The organism is Nocardiopsis sp. JB363, from assembly GCF_900143625.1.
Taxonomy (GTDB): domain Bacteria; phylum Actinomycetota; class Actinomycetes; order Streptosporangiales; family Streptosporangiaceae; genus Nocardiopsis.
In genome coordinates this window covers 1-17,779 of record NZ_FRFF01000122.1, presented here as the reverse complement: position 1 = coordinate 17,779, position 17,779 = coordinate 1, and the positions used below count along the sequence as shown (strand labels likewise).

Sequence of the window (17,779 nt, the reverse complement as noted above, 5' to 3'; positions counted from 1 at the left end):
TGCGGCGCTGCCCTGTCCGGCCTCGTCGCCGGTGGTCCGGCGGGTGTTCGCGTCGTGGGAAACGAGCACTCACCGGGACCACCGGAACCCTAACGATCCGGACCTGCCCCCTTTTCACCTGGGGTCTCTTTGTCCGGCGACTTTTTCGAGGAATTCCCGGGAAGTTTTCCGCTAATACGAAGAATTCGGATTCTTTCGGACTGGATCGTGTGCCGGACCACATTCACGCGGGGTGTGCGCGAACCCGGTGTAGCCCTCGGCGGCGACCTTGTCGCACTGCTCCCGGTACAGGGGCAGGCCGCCCGCGTAGGGCAGGAACACCCGGGGTTTGCCCGGCACGTTGGCGCCCATGTACCAGGAGCCCGCCTTCGGGTAGAGCGTGTACGAGGCGATCTCCCCGACGTGGTCGACCCACGCGTCCTGGGCGGCCTCCTCGGCCTCGGCGACCATCCCGGACTCCTCCAGGTACCCGATGTGGTCGGTGATCCAGTCGACGTGCTGCTCGATGGAGGCCAGGACGTTGGTGAGCGCCGAGGGGCTGCCCGGTCCGGTGATCGTGAACATGTTCGGGAACCCCGCCACCGCCACCCCCAGGTAACTGCGGGGACCCTCCTCCCACGCCTGAGAGATCGGCCGGCCACCCCGCCCGCGCAGGTCCATGCGGGTGTAGGGGCCCGTGAACGCGTCGAACCCGGTGGCCAGGACGATGACGTCCACCTCGTGGTCGACGCCGTTCACCCGGACACCGGTGGGGGTGACCCGTTCGATCGGATGCTCGCGGATCGACACCAGCGACACGTCGTCCCGGTTGTAGGTCTCGTAGTAACCGGTGTCCAGGCAGATCCGCTTGGTACCGATGGGGTAGTCGGCGGGGGTGAGCAGCTCCGCGGTCCTCGCGTCCCGCACGGTCTCCTGGATGCGCTCGCGGACGAATTCGGCGGCGGTGGCGTTGGCGTCCTCGTCCATGAGGAAGTCCTCGAAGGACGACAGGAAGCCCAGGCCACCGGCCTCCCAGCGGCGCTGCAACTCGGCGGCGCGTTCCTCCGGGCTCAGATCCGCGGCGTTGCCGGGCGCCGCCGCCACGATCAACCCGGCGGCGTTCTCCCCGGCTTCGGCGCGAAGCGCGGGATAGTCGGCGCGCACCCGCGCGACCTCCTCCTCGGTCAGGGGCCGGTTGCGGGCGGGCACGCTGAAGTGCGGGGTGCGCTGGAAGACGGTCAGGTGGGCCGCCTGACGGGCGATCTCGGGGATGGCCTGGATCCCGGAGGAACCGGTACCGATCACCGCCACCCGCTTGCCGTCCAGGTCGACGCCCTCGTGGGGCCAGTGGCCGGTGTGGTGGACCTCGCCACCGAAGTCCGCGAGCCCGTCGATGTCGGGGGACTGGGAGGCCGACAGGAAACCCAGGGCGGTGACCAGGTAGCGGGCGAGCACCTCGGTGCCGGTGCCGGTCGACACCCGCCACAGCTTCCGTTCCTCGTCATAGTGGGCGGCGCTCACCCGGGTCCCGAAGTCGATGCTGCGCCGCAGGTCGAAGCGGTCGGCGACGTGCTCGGCGTAGGCCAGCAACTCGGGCTGTGCGGCGTAACGCTCACTCCAGGTCCAGGAGTCCTGGAGGTCCTGGTCGAAGGAGTACGAGTAGAGGATCGACTCGGCGTCGCACCGGGCGCCCGGGTAGCGGTTCCAGTACCAGGTGCCACCGACACCGTCACCGGCCTCGAAGGCGCGCACGTCCATGCCGAGGTCGTCGCGCAGACGGTGCAGGGCGTACATGCCGCCGAAGCCGGCGCCGATCACCACGGCGTCCAGGTGGCGGGGTTCTCGCGGGTTGTTGGACATGACGTCCTTCCATGCACGGGGGGTGTAGAACGGCGTCACCCTACCGACCGGTACCCCTTCAGCGGTTCACCGGATGGCCGATCCAGGAAGGCTCGTGGTCGAAGAAGTAGCTCGGCTCCGGATCGAACTCCACGATCAGGTCCTGGTCGCCGCCCTGGAGATGGACACGCCCCCGCGACTCGACCGACCAGAGGAGGGTGAACGACTCGACGGGGTCGCGCACCAGGGAACGTGATCCCTGGCCCATCCACAACAGCGTGATCGGTACGGACGGGCGGGCCGGTCGGCCGACCGGCGCCTTCTCGTCCGGGGCGGAAGGGAAGTGGTCTTGGAGCACCAGGTCCCTCTTCTACGTGGACCGCACGGAGCGGTGTCCGATCCGGGTCAGGGTTTGCGGGCGACCGCGCCGAACTCGTCCACGTCCCGGGGCTCGCCCACGTCGGTGGGGTTCGGGCGCCAGCGCGTGATCGGCACCAACCCCGGTTCCACCAGGTCCAGGCCGTCGAAGAATCGGGCGACGTCGTCCGGGGCGCGCAGCGTGATGGGGTTCGAGGACGCCTCGTTCCACTGACGTACCGCCTCGCGCATGGCCGGGCCGGTCGTGGCGTCGGTGGAGTGCGTGATGACCACGTGACTGCCCGAGGGCAGCGCCGCGACCAGGTCGCCGACGATGTCGTACACGGTGTCGTCGGCGATGTGGAAGAGCACGCCCAGCAGCACCAGGCCCACCGGTTCGGACAGGTCCAGGGTGTGGGCGGCCTCGCGCAGGATGGCCGCGGGGTCGCGAAGGTCCGCGTCGACGTAGGCGGTCCGGCCCTCGGGGTCGCTGTCCAGCAGAGCCCGGGCGTGCGCCAGGACCAGGGGGTCGTGGTCGACGTAGACCACACGGGAGTCCGGGGCCACCGACTGCGCCACCTGGTGGGTGTTGTCCGCCGTGGGCAGCCCGGTGCCGACGTCGAGGAACTGTCGCAGTCCCCGTTCCTGGGCGAGGAACCGGATGGTGCGCCGAAGGAAGGCGCGGTTCTGTACCGCCATCTCCCCGATCATCGGCAGCACCGACAGGATCTGGTCGCCCATCGCCCGGTCGGCCGGGTAGTTGTCCTTGCCGCCCAACCAGTAGTCGTAAATGCGGGCGGAGTGGGGTTCGTCGGTGCGCAGCGGGTCGTGGGGGGTGTCCGTCATGGTGACCTCTCGTCGTCGTGCGCCGACAGGATAGGGGTCTGTTACGTGAAGGCCGCGCGCAGGGCTTCGGTCTGGGTGCGCCTGAACTCGCGCACGACCTCCGTCCGCGAGAAGAGCGCGTCGAATCCGTGGAAGGCGCCCGGAACGACCGTGAGCGCGCAGGGCACCCCGGCCTCGCGCAGCCGCTCGGAGTAGGCCACGTCCTCGTCGTGGAACAGGTCCAGCGTGCCGACCCCGATCCACGCCGGGGGCAGTCCGGACAGGTCCTCGCTCCGGGCCGGCGCGGCGTACGGGGAGACGCCCGCACCGCCCGGGAACCGGTTCAGGTAGGCCCGCCAGGCGAACCGGTTGTCGGCCACCGACCACATGCGGGTCTGGAGCGTGTCCAGGTCGGAGCGCAAGGTGGTGCGGTCGTCCAGCATCGGGTAGACGAGCAGCTGGAACAGGGGCGTGGGGCCGCCCCGGTCACGGCACAGCAGGGCCAGGGCCGCGGTGATGCCGCCGCCCGCGCTGGCCCCGCCGATCGCGATCCGGGCGGGGTCCACGCCGAGCCGGTCGGCGCCTGACACCATCCAGGATAGGGCGGCGTAGACGTCCTCGACCGGGGCGGGATGCGTGCTCTGGGGCGCCTTGCGGTAGCGCGGGGCGACCACGGTGACGCCGAGATCGAGCGCGAACCCGATGCTGCGGTTCTCGTCCTGGACGGGGCTGCCGAACAGGTACCCGCCGCCGTGCGACCACAGCAGCGCGGGGGCCGGCCCTTGGAGGGAACGGGGTCGGTAGAGGCGCACGGAGACCGGCGGTGCGCCCTCCGGACCGGGGACGGTGTGCTCCTCGATCCGGATGTCGTCGGGCGCGCGGGGCGGACGCATGCGTTCGGTGGCCCGTTGGGCCATGCGCGCGGTGCGCGTACCGATCGGAAGCGGCGGCAGGAAGCGCGCGTGGGTCAGGTCGGGGTGAAAGGGGGACATCGGGTTCCTTGGACGTGGGGCCGGTCGGTCGGGACCGGCGCCGTGGTGGTGGTCAGCGGGTGATCGGTCCCAGTCCGTCGTCGACCACGTCCAGGGCCGCGCGGATCAGGTCCGCCATGCCCTCGCCCTGGTCGTCGTCGCCGGTGCGGTCGGCGAACCGTTCCGCGGCCACTCGCAGCGCCACGTTGATGGTGGCGGCCCGGACCCGGACGGAGAGAGCGTCGGGGGCCAGCCCGGCGCGGTCGGCGATGGCCTCGGCGAAGACCTCCTCCGCGGAGTGGTGCACGTCCAACCACACCGCTCGGAGACCGGGTTCGGTGCGGGTCATGCGGATGAGGTCGACCATCGACGCCATCGATGGCGCCTCGGCGTCCTCGTCCAGGGCGCCGGAGCGTTCCAGGTGTTCGGGCAGGGACAGGTCCGAGGGCCAGGTCCGCAGCCGCTGCGTCATGACGTCGAGCCCGCCGGTGAGCAGCGGGCGCACACAGCTCTCCTTGCTCGGGAAGTAGCGCCACAGGGTGCGGGTGGAGATGCCGAGCTCGTGCGCGATGTCGTCGCCGGTGGTGGCGGAGACGCCCTTGGCGGTGAACAACTTCACCGCCGCGTGGGCGATCTGGGCGCGCACGATGTGCTTGCGCCGGTCGCTCATGGGTGGGCGACCCCGGCCCGTGGTCTCCGGGGAGGGCGTCTCGGTGCGCGGCAAGGGCACCTCCTCGGTCTGTTCCCTCAGGCTGCTCACTCTATCGAGACGGGTGGCACTCGAAGTATATTTGTCGCTGAGTGACAAAAAGTCTTAGAGTGACAATATCGCAGGCCATCGAAGCCGGCACCCCGCACGAGAAAGAGGGAAACCCCCATGACGGGTCTGGACGGAAAGAACGCCATCGTCACCGGAGCCGGCTCCGGCATCGGCCGCGCCACCGCGCTCCAGCTGGCCGAGGCCGGCGCCCGGGTCCTGGTCGCCGACCTCAACGCCGACGGAACTCGCGAGACCGTCGAGCAGGTCCGCGCCGCCGGTGGGACCGCCGAGAGCGTCGTCGGCGACCTCAGTGACCCGAAGGTGGTGGCGGAGGTCGTGGCCACCGCCCTGGACCGCTTCGGCGGGATCGACGTCCTGGTCAACAACGCGGGCATCATGGACGACATGTCCGCCACCGCCGACGTCTCCGACCAGGTGTGGGAGCGGGTCATCCGGGTCAACGTCACCGCGCCCTTCCTGCTCACCCGCGCGGTCCTGCCGCACATGACCGAGAAGCAGAAGGGTTCCATCGTCTTCACCGCCTCCGAGGCGGCCCTGCGCGGCGGTGCCTCGGGCACCGCCTACACCGCCTCCAAGCACGCGGTCGTGGGCCTGGTGAAGTCCACCGCGATCATGTACCGGGACCAGGGAGTCCGGGTCAACGCGGTGGCTCCGGGCGGAGTCGCCACCGGGATCAGCGTCCAGGCCGACCCCGAGGCCATGGGTCCGGGCGTGCTGGGGCGTTACATGGGCAACATGGGCGCGATCGCCGAGTCCGGTCAGCTCGCCTCCGCCATCGTCTTCCTGGCCTCCGAGGCGGCGAGCAACGTCAACGGCGTGATCCTGCCGGTCGACGGCGGTTGGTCCGCCGTCTGACCCGAGCGCCCCCCGGGACTCGACCGGTCTCTACCCGTCGGCCTCGGGGGCGTGCTCCAGGACGGTGACGGTGCCCGCCACGCCGTCGATCCACAGCAGGTCGCCGGTGCGGATGACGGTGGTGGCGTCCAGGACGCAGATCACCGCCGGGATCCCGAACTCGCGGGCCACTGTCGGACCATGGGCGATCGCCGAACCCGTGTCGCTGACCAGACCGGCCGCGGTCATGAACAACGGGGTCCAACCCGGGTCGGTGGTGGGCGCGACCAGGATCTCTCCGGGCTCCACGCGGGCACCCGCCGGATCCAGCACGACCCGGGCCCGCCCCTCGGCCCGTCCCGGGGCGGCGGGCACACCCGGGAACCCGCCCTCCACCCTGGGTGGGTGCGGCAGGGTCGTGGTCACGTCGGTCCCGTCGGTCAGGAGGGTCGCCGGAACCGAACGTCTGCGCAGTTCGCGTCGGTGGAAACGGCGTCGTTCGGTCACCGTCCCCCGATGGTCGACGCCCTCGCGCGCGGCCGCCCGGAGTTCGTCCGGCTCCAGGAAGAAGAGGTCCTCGGCCCGATCCAACAGCCCGCGCGAGGCCAGCTCCTCACCGGCCATCGATAGCTGACGCCGTATCTCGGCGAACGGCACCAACCACGCGAACTTGGCGTACTCCCGCATGCCCGCCAACTCGCGTGAGCGCCGCATCAGGAACGCCGCGAGCAGCCCGCGTACCGGGCGAACCCGCACGGCCCGCCGCTCCAGTTCCGCCAGCATGGACTCCGCGGCGGTCGCGGCCCGGGCGTGGCGCCGGTCCGGGGCCTGCTCCCCACCCGGTGAACGCAGGTGTTCGGCGATGACGCCGAACACCTGGGTGGGGTCCTCGCGCCAACGTGGCACCCCGATGTCCACCTCGGCCGCCGTGCGGTGCCCGTAACGGTCCAGGAACTCCGCCATCCCCACGTCCGGAAGCTCCCCACGCAGGTACCGTTCGGCCAGTTCCCCCGGTGGGGTGGCGGTGAACAGGTCGTGGTGCGCGCGGGCCCGTTCGGCCATCCGCCACAGCTCCAGGTTCATTCGCGTGGTGACGTTGTGCGGTGCTCCACCGAGGACGGTGTCGGTCTCCTCCTTCGACGCGACCCCGCGCAGCAGGGCGGCCGGGGCCATGATGGTCAGTATCCCCGCCCCCACCGGCCCGATCACCTCCATCAGCTCCCGGCCGAGCAACGCGTCGAAGGCGTCATCCAGGGCCCACTCCACCCGTTCGGCGGCGTCGGCCTCGGTTCCCGGGCCGCGTAGGGAACGCCACCGGTCCACGGCCTCGTACGCCCGGGCCCGGGCGGCGGGCGGGTCGATCAGGGCACGGCCCAACCCGATCACGATCGGGGGAAGCAGGGCGGCGGTCATCGAGAGCACGGTCCCCACGGGGAACGACGCCCCGGGACGTGGCGCGAACCGGGGGTCGTCGTGCAGGTGCTCCACCGCCGCGCGTACCCGGGGCCCGTACACCTCCATGCTCCGCGCCAACCCGGAACGCGACCATGGGTTGCGCAACGGCGAGGTGATGTCCACGTAGAGTCGCCGACCGATGCCGACCATGAACGGTGTCGACCCCGGAGTCTCGCCGGGCGCCCCGAACGCCCGCCACCCGTGGGTCCACATGTTTTCGAGCAGGGAGAGCCCCATGGGTGTGAACGGGCGCAGCATGCCCTGCATGTTCCCGACCTCCATGTACAGCCGGGGTGGGTCGGGCACGTCCTGTGGCGGCAACGGGAAGAGGGTGGTGACGGGGCGGGACTGCAACAGCCACAGCCCGCCGTCGCGGTCGTGCGCCCACTCCACGTCCTGGGGCGAGCGGAAGAGCCGTTGCAGCCGCCGCCCCGCCGATGCCAGCGCGCGCACCCGGTCCTCGGACAGACATCCGCCCGGATCCTCGACGATCCGGTCCTCGTCGAGGACGTAGTGGTCGGGTTCGGCCGTGCCGTCCACGACACCCGTCCCGAGCCCGGGTACGGCGTCCACCACGGTGCGCGACCGCGACCCGGTGATCGGGTCGGCGGTGAACATGACCCCGGCGGTCGCGGCGTCCACCATCGACTGCACCACCACCGCGATGCGCGCGTCGGTCTCCTCGACCTCGTTCGCCTCCCGGTAGGCGACGGCGCGCGCGTTGTCCAGGGAGTCCCGGCAACGGCGGACCGCGTCCACGACCGCGTCGGTGCCGTCGACGTCGAGGTAGGTGTCCTGCTGCCCGGCGAAACTCGCTTCGGGCAGGTCTTCGGCCGTGGCGCTGGATCGCACCGCCACGGGTCCGCCGCCCAGTCGCCCGTAGGCCTCGGCGATCTCCCGGGCGGGTACGTCACCGGAGGACAGGGCCGTGGTGGTCACGCAGAACCCCGGTGGCACCCGTTCCCCGGCGGCGATCATCTCCCCGAGACCGACGGCCTTGCCGCCCACCAGGGCGCCCATGTCCCGCCGCACCTCGTCGAGGCCGATCACGGCCGCGTCCCGTTCCCGCATGCTCGCTCCCTCTCGTGCCGCGCCTTCGTGGAGAGTGTTCCCGGAGCAGGACCCCTTGCACCTCCGTCAAGGTCCGCCACGTCTGGGAGCGATGGGGCCGGGAGGGTTCAGCGGCGGGCGGCGGCGTAGCCGTACTGCACCGGCCACTCCTGGCGAACGTCCAGCTCGTGGGCGGCGCGGTGCGCCCAGTACGGGTCTCGCAGCAGCTCCCGGCCGAGCATGGTGGCGTCGGCCGCGCCGGAGGCCACGATCTCCTCCGCCTGGCGGGGCTCGGTGATGAGCCCGACCGCGGACGAGGGCAGACCGGTCTCCTGGCGCACCCGCGTGGCGAAGGGCACCTGGTAGTCGGGGCCGGCCGGGATCCGCGCGTCGTGCACCATGCCGCCGGTGGACACGTCCAACAGGTCCACCCCGCGAGCCTGGAGTTCCTTGGCCAGGAGCACGGTGTCGTCGCCGCTCCAGCCGGTGCGCGTGTCCTCGGGGTTCTCCTCGATCCAGTCGGTGGCCGAGACCCGGAAGAACACCGGCAGCTCCTCGGGCCACACCGCGCGCACGGCCTCGACCACGCGCAGCGGGAAACGCATGCGACCGGCGAGGTCACCGCCGTAGGAGTCGGTGCGCCGGTTGCCCGCCGGGGACAGGAACGAGTTGAGCAGGTACCCGTGGGCGCCGTGGACCTCCACGATCTGGAAACCGGCGGCGAGGGCGCGCTCGGCCGAAGCGGCGAAGTCGGCCACCAGTTCGTCGATCTCGGCGACGGTGAGCTCGTGTGGCGTCGGCAGCCCCTCGAACGCCCACGCGCTGGGCGCCACCGGTTCCCAACCGCCCTCGGCCTCGGTCAGGCCGCGACCGCCCAGCCACGGCCGGTCGGTGGCGGCCTTGCGGCCGGCGTGGGCGAGCTGGATGGCGGGGACGGCACCGTGCGAACGGATGGCGGCGGTGACGCGGGCGAAGGCCTCCTGCTGCCGGTCGTTCCACAGGCCCAGGTCCCAGGGGCTGATCCGACCGTCGGCGCGCACCCCGGTGGCCTCGGCCATCACCAGACCGGCGCCCCCGGCCGCACGGGAGGCCAGGTGGGTGAGGTGGAAGTCGGTGGGCGCTCCGGTGTCGGGTCCCTCCCCGGCGGCGGAGTACATGCACATCGGGGCCATCCACACCCGGTTGGGGATGGTGAGCGAACGCAGGGTCAGCGGGGTGAACAACGAGCTCAAGGAAGGTTCCTTCGGATCGACTTCGGCCACGGAGATCACGGTGGCCAAAGTACGATAACCATCGTAGTACGAGGATTGTCAAACTATGAGGACTCTCGTACTTTGAGGGAAGGAACCACGGGAGGTCGAAGCATGTCCGAGTCCGCATCCCCCACCGTGTCCGGGCGCCGGTTGGAGCACCCCGAGACCTCACGGATCCGCTTGGAGACCGTGCTCGGCGCCCTCGCCGACCCGATCCGGCTGAGCATCGTGTGCGCCCTGGCCGGCGGACACGAGGACATGGCCTGTGTCGCCTTCGACCTGCCGGTGAGCAAGTCGACCTCCACCCACCACTTCCGCGTACTGCGCGAGGCCGGGATCATCCGCCAGTACTACGTGGGCACCGCCCGCAAGAGCAGCCTGCGCACCGACGACCTGGCGGAACGCTTCCCCGGTCTGCTCCCCTCGGTCCTGAACGCCGAGCGGGGCCGTCGGGAGGAACACCCCGACGGCCCCACCTGACCCACGGAACTACCCCGGGACGGTCACCGGACGGTACGCCGCGATCGGGTTCTCCAAGGTCCCGACCAGACGCAACGCCCCCGACGGGTCGTCCAGGTCCACCATCTGCCGGTTGTCGCGCAACTGGAGCCGGTTCAGGCACGACAGCGCGAACCGGTCGGTGAACAGGTCGTAGCGCTCGAACCGCTCCGCCAGGTGCGGCACCGACGCCTGGTAGTCGGCCGCGCACTCGGCCACCGTCCGCCAGAAGTCGTCCTCGGCCAAGACGCCCCGGTCGGCGAGGATGCCGTTGAGGAACCGCAGGAAGCAGTCGAAGACGTCGGTGAACAGGGACAACAACCGCATGTCCTCGGGCACCTCTGCCCGGATCCGCTCCACCTCACTCGGAAGATCGGCCTCGGCGCCCATCACCGCGATCTCCTCGGCGATGTCCTTCATCAGCACGCGCTCCGGCACTCCGTCGCGCAGCACCAGGATGACGTTCTCGCCGTGCGGCATGAACACCAGGTCGTGTGCGTAGAACGAGTGCAGCAGTGGCACCAGGTACGCGTCCAGGTAGCGGCGCAGCCACTCCACGGGCGCCAACCCGGACTCGACGATGAGGGCCTCCGCGAACGAAGCGCCCTCGGCGTCGGTGTGCAGCAACGACGCCATGGTCGCCGGGCGCTCACCTTCGCGCAGGCGCGGCACGGGGCTCTCCCGCCACAGCCCGGCGATCATCTTCCGGTAGGGCGAACGCTTCGGCGCCGCCTCGGCGTAGTGCGTGGCGCGGTAGCCCACCGCGGCCCGCTCGCGCAGCACCTCCACCCCGGTGTTGCGAAGTACCTGATCGCCCTCGACCAGGTCGACCAACCAGTCGTTGATGGCGGGGGTGGCCTCCATGTACTCCGCGGACAACCCGCGCAGGAAGCCCATGTTCAGCACCGACAACGCCGTCTTGACGTAGTGCCGCTCCGGGCGCGAGGTGTTGAAGAAGGTGCGGATGGACTGCTGCGCCTGATACTCGTCCGGTCCGTGCCCCAGGCACACCAGGTCGCGGCGGGCCACGTCGGCGGCGAAGGTGACGGCGAGCCGGTTCCACCACTGCCACGGGTGCACCGGAACGAGGTGGTAGTCGGCCGGGTCCAGCCCCAGGTCGACCAGCTGCTCCTCGAAGGCCTCGAACAGTTCCGAGCCCAGTTCGGAGCGTAGGAAGGTGTCGGGGTCGGTGTCCGCCGAGTGGGAGAAGGTGGTGCGCGAACGTCGCGCCGCCACCCACACCAGCCGCACCGGCTCACCGGCTTCGGGGGCGTAGGCCCGGTACTCGGCGGCATCGAACCCGAGCCGCCCGTTGTTGGCCACGAAGCAGGGGTGCCCCTCGGTCATCCCGACCTCGATGTCCTGGAAACCGGAGCGTGCCAGCTCGGCGGCGGTGGGCTGTCCCTTCGTGATCCGGAACGCGCTGCTCGCCAGGGTGCTGGAGATCTCCTCCAGGTAGACCGGCAGGACCTCCTCGCTCAGCCCGAGGGTCTCGCGCAGGTCCAGGACCAGATCCAGCGCGTCGAGTTCGGTGGCCTCGCCTGCGGGGGAGCGGCGCACGATGCTGTCGGCGTCGATCCGCCAGTGGTCCAGCGCCATGACGTGGGCGGTGAAGCGGTATTCGGCGCCGTTGTCGGCGAGGACCTTGTAGGCGTTCTCGCCCTCGGGTTCGGGGAAGAGCAGCCGTTCGTGGGTGAACTCGGCCAGGGCCTTGCGCACCAGCAGCCGATTGGCGTGGGCCCACGGTTCGGGGGCCAGGTGGTCGACGATCGCGCGCGGGTCGTGGTCGATGGTCATCGGGCGACTCCTCTCGTGGCTGTTCGGAAGTCCTCGCGGGTGCAGGTGCTCAGGTAGGCGTCCTTGTCGCTTTCGGCGAGGTGGACAGTGGACTCGATCCGAAAGCCCACCGCCTCGTTGAGCCTGTGCACGGCGTGGTTGCGCACGTCGGGCTCGACGACGACGCGTTCGGTGGCGGGATCGGCGAAGGCCAGCTCCATCACCGTGGTGATCACGGCGAGGGTGAACCCGCGCACCGGGGCGGTGGTGGGAGCCACCAGGAAGTGCATCCCCACGTCACCCGGGAGCGTGTCGTGGTGCGGGGCGAGCTCGCCGTGCGCGGGGGAGTAGAGCTCGGCGAGGAAACACGGTCCACCCTCCCAGGCGCCGATGTAGGCGTTCTCGTGCTCGGACTCGTGCACCGATCGGAAGTAGCGGGCGGTGTCCTCCTTCGAGAAGTCGGTCATCAGCCAGAACGCCGACTTGGGATGGGCCAGCCATGCGTGGAGGAGGTCGATGTCGGCGTCGGGGTCCACGGGGGCGACCCGGAAGGTCCCCAAGCCGCTGGGAAAGGTGCGACTCATCGCTCGCTCGCCTCCAACTCGGCCTCGACGGGTACCCCGAACTCCTGGAAGGCGATGGAGCGCTCCACCGCGTAGGGTTCGCGGCCCAGTAGCGCCCGCAGGATGTAGGAGTTGCGGTAGGCGCCCATGCCCAGATCCGGGGAGACGAAGCCGTGCGTGTGCAGCTCGGCGTTCTGCACGAACACCGCGCCCGCCGGTGCCGGAACCCCGACGCCCCCGTGGCCGTTGGCGTCGTGCGCGGCCCGGTCGATGCGGTAGTCGCGCCGCACCCGGAAGCGGTCCTCGCCCTCCCATGCCAGACGGTCGGAGATCGACCCCAGGAAGGCCGGGGCCCGGTACCGGTAGCCGGTGGCCAGGACCAGCCCCTGGGTGTCCAGGGCGAAGTCGCGTTCCTGGTCGGAGTTGCGCAGCTCCAGGCGGTACCCGGACGTCGTCTCGTCCCGGGTCGCGCCGATGACCTCGGTGTTGGTCATCAGCCGGACCGGCAGCGGGCCGCGCCGGCTCTTGGCGTACAGCAGGTCGTAGATCGCGTTGATGACGTCGGTGTCGATGCCCTTGTACAGGTTCTTCTGCGAGGCGACCAGCCGGTCCCGGGACGTACCGGGCAGCGAGAAGAAGTGGTCGGCGTACTCCGGAGAGGTCATCTCCAGCGTGAGCTTGGAGTACTCCAGCGGGAAGAAGCGCGGCGACCGGGTCACCCAGTTCAGTTCGTAGCCGTGGGTGTCCACGTCCTGGAGGAGGTCGTGGAAGATCTCCGCGGCGCTCTGTCCGCTGCCCACCACCGTGACGCCGCGCTTGCCCTGGAGGCCTTCCTTGGCGAACAAGTAGTCCCCGCTGTGCACGGCGTCCCCGGGCAGGTCCCGGCAGGCGTCGGGAACGTAGGGCGGAGTGCCGGTGCCCAGCACCAGCCGCCGGGCCCGGAACAGCCCACTCTCACCGGTGGCGGTGTCGGTGCTGTGCAGCAGGTAGACGCCCTGTTCGTCGTCGTACTCGACCCTCTCCACCCGCTGCCCGAAGCGGACCCTCTCGCCCAGCTTCGCGGCGGCCCACCGGCAGTAGTCGTTGTACTCGGCGCGCAGCGGGTAGAAGCGCTCGCGGATGTAGAACGGGTAGAGCCGCCCGGTCTCCTTCAGGTAGTTGAGGAAGGAGTACGGGGAGGTGGGGTCAGCCAGGGTGACCAGGTCCGACATGAACGGCGTCTGGAGCTCGGCGTCCTCCAACAGCATGCCGCTGTGCCAGTCGAACTCCGGCTTCTGATCCAGGAAGATCCCGTCGAGTTCGGCGATCGGCTCGCTCAGGCAGGCCAGCCCCAGGTTGAACGGACCGACGCCGACGGCGGCGAAGTCGTGGATTCGGGTGCTCAACGGGTCCTCCCGGTCTGGGCCACGTAGCGATCGGCGTGCCCGGCGAGCAGGTCCAGGACCTCGGCGATGTCCTCGCGGGTGCTGCGCGGGTTGAGCAGCGTGAGCTTCAGGTGCGGACGCTCGTCCACGGTCGTGCGGGCCACCACGGCCAGACCCGAGGCCAGCAGGGCCTCACGCGCGTACCGGTTGGCGCCGTCGGCGACCTCCGGGGCGACCCCGGGCAGCGCGCAGCGGAACACCAGGGTGCTGAGGGTGGGCCGGGTGACCACGGTGAAACGCGGGTCGGCGTCCAGCAGGGACCATCCCTCGACGGCCAGGTCCAGCACCTGGTCGAAGAGTTCCCCCACCCCGTCGGCGCCCATGATCCGCAGGGTCAGCCAGAGCTTGAGCGCGTCGAAGCGGCGCGTGGTCTGCAAACTCTTGTCGACCTGGTTGGGCGACAGCATCGGGCTGCTGCCGTCGGAGCGGGAGTTCAGGTAGTCGGCGTGGTAGGTGACGTGGCCCAGCGAACGGGCGTCGCGCACCAGCACGGCGCTGGAGCTGACCGGTTGGAAGTAGGACTTGTGGAAGTCCACGGTGACCGAGTCGGCGTGTTCGATCCCGGTGAGCAGGTGGCGGTGGCGCGAGACCAGCAGCCCGCACCCGTAGGCGGCGTCCACGTGCATCCACAGGCCGTGGCGGGTGCACTGGTCGGCGATCTGCGGCAGGGGGTCGATGCTGCCGAAGTCGGTGGTGCCCGCGGTGGCCACGACCGCGATGGGCAGCAGGCCCTCGCCCCGGCAGCGGCGCAGCTCGGCGGCGAGCGCGTTCGGTCGCATGCGGCGACGGTCGTCGCAGGCCACGGAGATGACGGACTCGTAGCCCATACCCAACAGCGAGGCCGACTTCGCGACGCTGAAGTGGCCGACCTCGGAGGTCAGCACCCGCATGCGCGGCAGCAGGTCGGCCAGTCGGCCTCCCTCGCGCCGGTGCGTCTCGTCGCGGGCCATGGACAACGCCTGGAGGTTGGACTGGCTGCCGCCGCTGGTGAAGACGCCGTCGGCCCGATCACCGAAGCCGATGCGGTCGGTGGTCCAGCGGATCAACCGCTGTTCGATGAGGGTGCCGCCGGCGCTCTGATCCCAGGTGTCCAAGGAGGAGTTGACCGCCGAGAGCACGGACTCGCCGAGCAGGGCGGGCAGGACCACGGGGCAGTTGAGGTGCCCCATGTAGCGGGGGTGGTGGAAGTAGACGGCATCGTCGAGGTAGAGCCGTTCCAGCTCGTCGAGGGCGGCGGAGGGGTCGCGCAGCGGCTGTTCGAGGTCGACGGACTCGACCTCGGGGCGCAGGTCCTCGGCGGTGGCCCCGGTGCAGGGGCGGTCGACCCGGGCGATCCGGTCGGCGACTCGTCCGACGGCGTCTTCGGTGAGGTCGCGGTAGCGGCCGACGCTGTGCGCGTCGAACAGCTGGTCCCTGTGGTCGGGGGCCAGGGAACCGGGCGGGTCCTGGAGGGACCTCGCGGGAGAGCTCATGGATCGTCCTCCTGAAGGCGGGCATGCCGAAGAAGCCCGTGGCACGGACTCGATACGGGGGATCGGGCAGGTCGACCTGGGGATGGCCGACTCAGGGGAGGCTAACCTAAGTTGGAAACCGGCGTACTGTGACGAGTATTACGAAAAGAGATGTTTCAGCTACCGATAGTCACATTTTTCGAGGTGATTCGGCCCTTGGGTATCCCCGCACCGGTACCCACCGCACGGAAAACAGGCGGGGCGGCCGGCCTCCCGTGGAGTACCGACCGCCCGTGGTTCCGCTTCTGGGATCAGCGCTTGCGGATCGCCCTCGGCAGCACCGTGACCGGCACGGTCGCCCGGTGCAGCACGCCCTGGCTGACCGAACCCAGCAGCAGCCCTCGCACGCTGCCCCTGCCCCGGGAGCCCACCACGATCATGTCCGCCGTCGCGCCGGTGTCCACCAGCGCGTCGGCCGGGTCGGTGTCCAACCGCAGGACCGAGACCCCCACGTGCCGGGTCTCCTCGTCCTGGACCAGGGCGAGCATGTCCGAGACCATCTCCTGCGACCGCTGGTCCAGCAGGTCGTTCGGCGGCGACCAACCGCTCTGGGCCAGTTCCCCGGAGTCGAACGGCAACGGCACCCGCCAGCCGTGCACCACGACCACCGAACCACCCTCGGTCCGGGCCGCCTCGCGCAGCGCGAAGTCCAGCGCGCTACGGGAGTAGTCGGAACCGTCCACGCCCACCACGATCCGGCGCGGGGCCGTGACCACGGAGGCCTCGCTCTCGGGCACCACGACCACCGGGCACTCGGCGCGCGCGGCCAACCGGACGCTCACCGACGACTCCAGGGCCGAACGCGCGGCGCCCAGGCCCCGGGAACCCGCCACCAACAGGTCCGCCGACCCGGTGCGCTTCAACAGGGCCTTCGCCGGCTCCTCCAGGGCCAGGACGGTCTCCACCACAAGATCCGGTTCGAGTTCACGCACGTGAGCCTCGGCGCGGCTCAGAACCCGCTGCCCCTGCTCGGTGATCTCCTCGCTCGGCGGGAACCGGGTGGGCCCGGCGTACACCGACATCACCAACGGCATGGCCAGGGCGTGGACCACGTGCAGTGGCCACCCGCGACGCGCGGCCTCGGACGCGGCCCAGCCCAGGGCCCTCTCGGCCGTCGCCGACCCGTCGACACCCACGGCCACCTTCGGCGTTCCGTTCTCGGCCATCCGTGTTCCTCCCCCTCAGCGGCGGTTTCCCTTCGAGAGTGCCTCATGGGGCCCCGTCGCGCCTCCCCAAGGTGGGTGTGGCGCGTCAATCGGGACGGAAGGCCGGGCTCGAAACGCCGGAGGACCCGCCGACATCAGGCCGTTGGCCTCTTGGAGCCTCGCCGATGACTCACCCCTGGCACGCCCATGCCTGGGCATGGGTGAAGACCCGCTCTCGTCCCGCCCTCACTGCCTCCAAGATCCGCGCTGCCTCGGTGTCGTCACGTTCTTCGAGGAGTTGTTCGTAGTGTTCGACCCATCTCGCGGGGACCAACACGTACCCGGCCAGATCACGTCCCACGACCGGGCCGTTCCCAGGTTCGGTGGGTATCGCGCTCATGACTTCTCCCGTTGTTCTCGGTGGACCGATCCACACGTGAGTCACTCCTGACCACACCCTGATACAGGGGCGAGAGACGGGATGACGAAGGTGTCCCGGGTTGTCCACAGGCCGGGTGGCGTGTGGTGGCGCCACCCGGTCCGGTCGTGGTGTTCTCGATGTATCGGGGGACTTCGGTTCTCGCCGGCTTCGTGCTGTCCTGGCTCAGATCAGCACCGGGTTCAGGTTCGGGTTCGTCGGGTTCAGGTAGGGCCGCAGGAACGGGGTCGGTTCCGGGTGCGGTTCGGGTTCGGGGGCTAGGAGGCGGGTGAGGGTCGCGGAGTCGGGCACTTCGGCCAGGCCGGTGGAGGAGGCCACCCAGAACGATCCGGTCTTCTCCCCGTACCAGATGATCAGGTGTCGGTTGCGGGTCTGGACGGAGGCGGCGAAGGCGTGTTCGTCGCGGTACTCGGCCTTGTGACCTCCCAGGATGGGCAGCTCCTCGGCCCGGATCCGGCGGCAGGAGGGGTGCGCGCAGCGCGGGCAGACCGGGCCGATGAGCGGGCTGCGCCGGGGCAGGCCCGGGTGGGTGCGGTAGAGCGGGTCGCTGGAGGGGCGGGGTGCGGGGATAGGATGCGTCACTGATCCTGCTTTCTGAACATCTGGAAGTGTGCGGAATTTGGGGTTGGAGGGCCCGGAAGGCGTTGGCGCGCTTTCTGGGCCCGTTTCGCGTCTACGGCGCGATCTGTCGTTGCCCGGGTAGGGCTCGTGTGGTTAGGGCAGGTTGTTCCAGCTGCTCCCGGACAGGTCGTAGGCCAGGAAGAACCAGACCTGTCGGGTGCCGGTGAAGCCGTTGTCGCCCCAGGTGGTGGCCAGGGAGTCGACCATCGCCAGACCGCGCCCGGATTCGGCGTCGCCGGTCAGGCGGGATGCGCAGGTGGTCAGGCGCTCGAACCGGTTCGGCTGCTCCTTCTGGTCGGTGTGCTTGGCCCCCTGATCCCGGCAGGTCAGGCGCAGGCCGTTGTCGCGGCGCTCGCACTTGAGGGTGTAGTAGCCGTAGGGCTGCCCGGAGCGGGTGTGGGTCAGCCCCGGTGGGCCGCTGGCGAGGTGCCCGGAATGGGTCCTTTTCCAGCGGCCTC

At 70.3% G+C, this 17,779-nt stretch carries 17 protein-coding genes; 2 read left to right on the top strand and 15 right to left on the bottom strand.

The genetic code is table 11. The features are described 5' to 3' along the window. Window positions 1–171: 171 nt before the first annotated feature. Genes BQ8420_RS17640 through BQ8420_RS17620 form a run of 5 tightly spaced genes read right to left on the bottom strand, consistent with a single transcriptional unit; the run spans window position 172 to window position 4,641 of the window. On the bottom strand, window positions 172–1,839 hold the full coding sequence (locus tag BQ8420_RS17640) for an NAD(P)/FAD-dependent oxidoreductase (RefSeq protein ID WP_087100224.1): 1,668 nt from the start codon (window positions 1,837–1,839) through the stop codon (window positions 172–174). 58 nt (window positions 1,840–1,897) lie between these two features. Beyond that, complete coding sequence (locus BQ8420_RS17635; protein ID WP_087100223.1) at window positions 1,898–2,176, bottom strand: hypothetical protein; 279 nt, start codon at window positions 2,174–2,176, stop codon at window positions 1,898–1,900. A 47-nt stretch (window positions 2,177–2,223) separates the two neighbouring features. Further along, window positions 2,224–3,021 carry an SAM-dependent methyltransferase gene (locus BQ8420_RS17630; protein WP_087100222.1) on the bottom strand — a complete coding sequence of 266 codons (798 nt, stop codon included), beginning with the start codon at window positions 3,019–3,021 and terminating at the stop codon, window positions 2,224–2,226. Between the two features lie 41 nt (window positions 3,022–3,062). After that, window positions 3,063–3,992 (bottom strand): alpha/beta hydrolase, encoded by a 930-nt coding sequence (locus BQ8420_RS17625; RefSeq protein WP_087100221.1) that lies wholly within the window; start codon window positions 3,990–3,992, stop codon window positions 3,063–3,065. Between the two features lie 52 nt (window positions 3,993–4,044). Next, a complete protein-coding gene (locus tag BQ8420_RS17620; protein WP_087100266.1) occupies window positions 4,045–4,641 on the bottom strand; it encodes a TetR/AcrR family transcriptional regulator in 597 nt (198 codons plus the stop codon). 207 nt (window positions 4,642–4,848) lie between these two features. On the opposite strand from BQ8420_RS17620, the gene BQ8420_RS17615 reads away from it, so the two are divergent. After that, window positions 4,849–5,607, top strand: coding sequence for an SDR family NAD(P)-dependent oxidoreductase (locus BQ8420_RS17615; RefSeq protein ID WP_087100220.1), 759 nt, complete (start codon window positions 4,849–4,851; stop codon window positions 5,605–5,607). Between the two features lie 30 nt (window positions 5,608–5,637). On the opposite strand, the gene BQ8420_RS17610 is transcribed toward BQ8420_RS17615, so the two are convergent. Next, on the bottom strand, window positions 5,638–8,112 hold the full coding sequence (locus tag BQ8420_RS17610) for a PEP/pyruvate-binding domain-containing protein (protein WP_087100219.1): 2,475 nt from the start codon (window positions 8,110–8,112) through the stop codon (window positions 5,638–5,640). A 107-nt stretch (window positions 8,113–8,219) separates the two neighbouring features. Further along, the gene (locus tag BQ8420_RS17605; RefSeq protein WP_087100265.1) at window positions 8,220–9,323 is read right to left on the bottom strand and encodes an NADH:flavin oxidoreductase/NADH oxidase; all 1,104 of its coding nucleotides are present in this window, start codon (window positions 9,321–9,323) and stop codon (window positions 8,220–8,222) included. 132 nt (window positions 9,324–9,455) lie between these two features. Between BQ8420_RS17605 and BQ8420_RS17600 the strand changes: the two genes are divergently transcribed. Then, the gene (locus tag BQ8420_RS17600) at window positions 9,456–9,824 is read left to right on the top strand and encodes a helix-turn-helix transcriptional regulator (protein ID WP_087100218.1); all 369 of its coding nucleotides are present in this window, start codon (window positions 9,456–9,458) and stop codon (window positions 9,822–9,824) included. A gap of 9 nt (window positions 9,825–9,833) precedes the next feature. On the opposite strand, the gene BQ8420_RS17595 is transcribed toward BQ8420_RS17600, so the two are convergent. The 8 genes from BQ8420_RS17595 to BQ8420_RS31995 all read right to left on the bottom strand — a co-directional run. Continuing rightward, window positions 9,834–11,639 (bottom strand): IucA/IucC family siderophore biosynthesis protein, encoded by a 1,806-nt coding sequence (locus BQ8420_RS17595; protein WP_087100217.1) that lies wholly within the window; start codon window positions 11,637–11,639, stop codon window positions 9,834–9,836. After that, window positions 11,636–12,202 (bottom strand): GNAT family N-acetyltransferase, encoded by a 567-nt coding sequence (locus BQ8420_RS17590; protein WP_087100216.1) that lies wholly within the window; start codon window positions 12,200–12,202, stop codon window positions 11,636–11,638. The genes BQ8420_RS17595 and BQ8420_RS17590 overlap by 4 nt, the downstream gene beginning before the upstream one ends. After that, window positions 12,199–13,566 carry a lysine N(6)-hydroxylase/L-ornithine N(5)-oxygenase family protein gene (locus BQ8420_RS17585; RefSeq protein WP_087100215.1) on the bottom strand — a complete coding sequence of 456 codons (1,368 nt, stop codon included), beginning with the start codon at window positions 13,564–13,566 and terminating at the stop codon, window positions 12,199–12,201. Before BQ8420_RS17585 ends, BQ8420_RS17590 begins: the two co-directional genes overlap by 4 nt. Then, window positions 13,563–15,077, bottom strand: coding sequence for an aspartate aminotransferase family protein (locus BQ8420_RS17580; RefSeq protein ID WP_087100214.1), 1,515 nt, complete (start codon window positions 15,075–15,077; stop codon window positions 13,563–13,565). Before BQ8420_RS17580 ends, BQ8420_RS17585 begins: the two co-directional genes overlap by 4 nt. A 290-nt stretch (window positions 15,078–15,367) precedes the next feature. Then, a complete protein-coding gene (locus tag BQ8420_RS17575) occupies window positions 15,368–16,282 on the bottom strand; it encodes a universal stress protein (protein WP_087100213.1) in 915 nt (304 codons plus the stop codon). 169 nt (window positions 16,283–16,451) lie between these two features. After that, window positions 16,452–16,661, bottom strand: a complete 210-nt coding sequence (locus BQ8420_RS17570; RefSeq protein ID WP_087100212.1) for a hypothetical protein — start codon at window positions 16,659–16,661, stop codon at window positions 16,452–16,454. 204 nt (window positions 16,662–16,865) lie between these two features. After that, window positions 16,866–17,282: a hypothetical protein gene (locus BQ8420_RS17565; protein WP_235006336.1), complete on the bottom strand. Its 417-nt coding sequence runs from the start codon at window positions 17,280–17,282 to the stop codon at window positions 16,866–16,868. Between the two features lie 132 nt (window positions 17,283–17,414). Beyond that, the coding region (locus BQ8420_RS31995) for an ATP-binding protein (protein WP_369825515.1) at window positions 17,415–17,779 on the bottom strand (365 nt) is incomplete at its 5' end.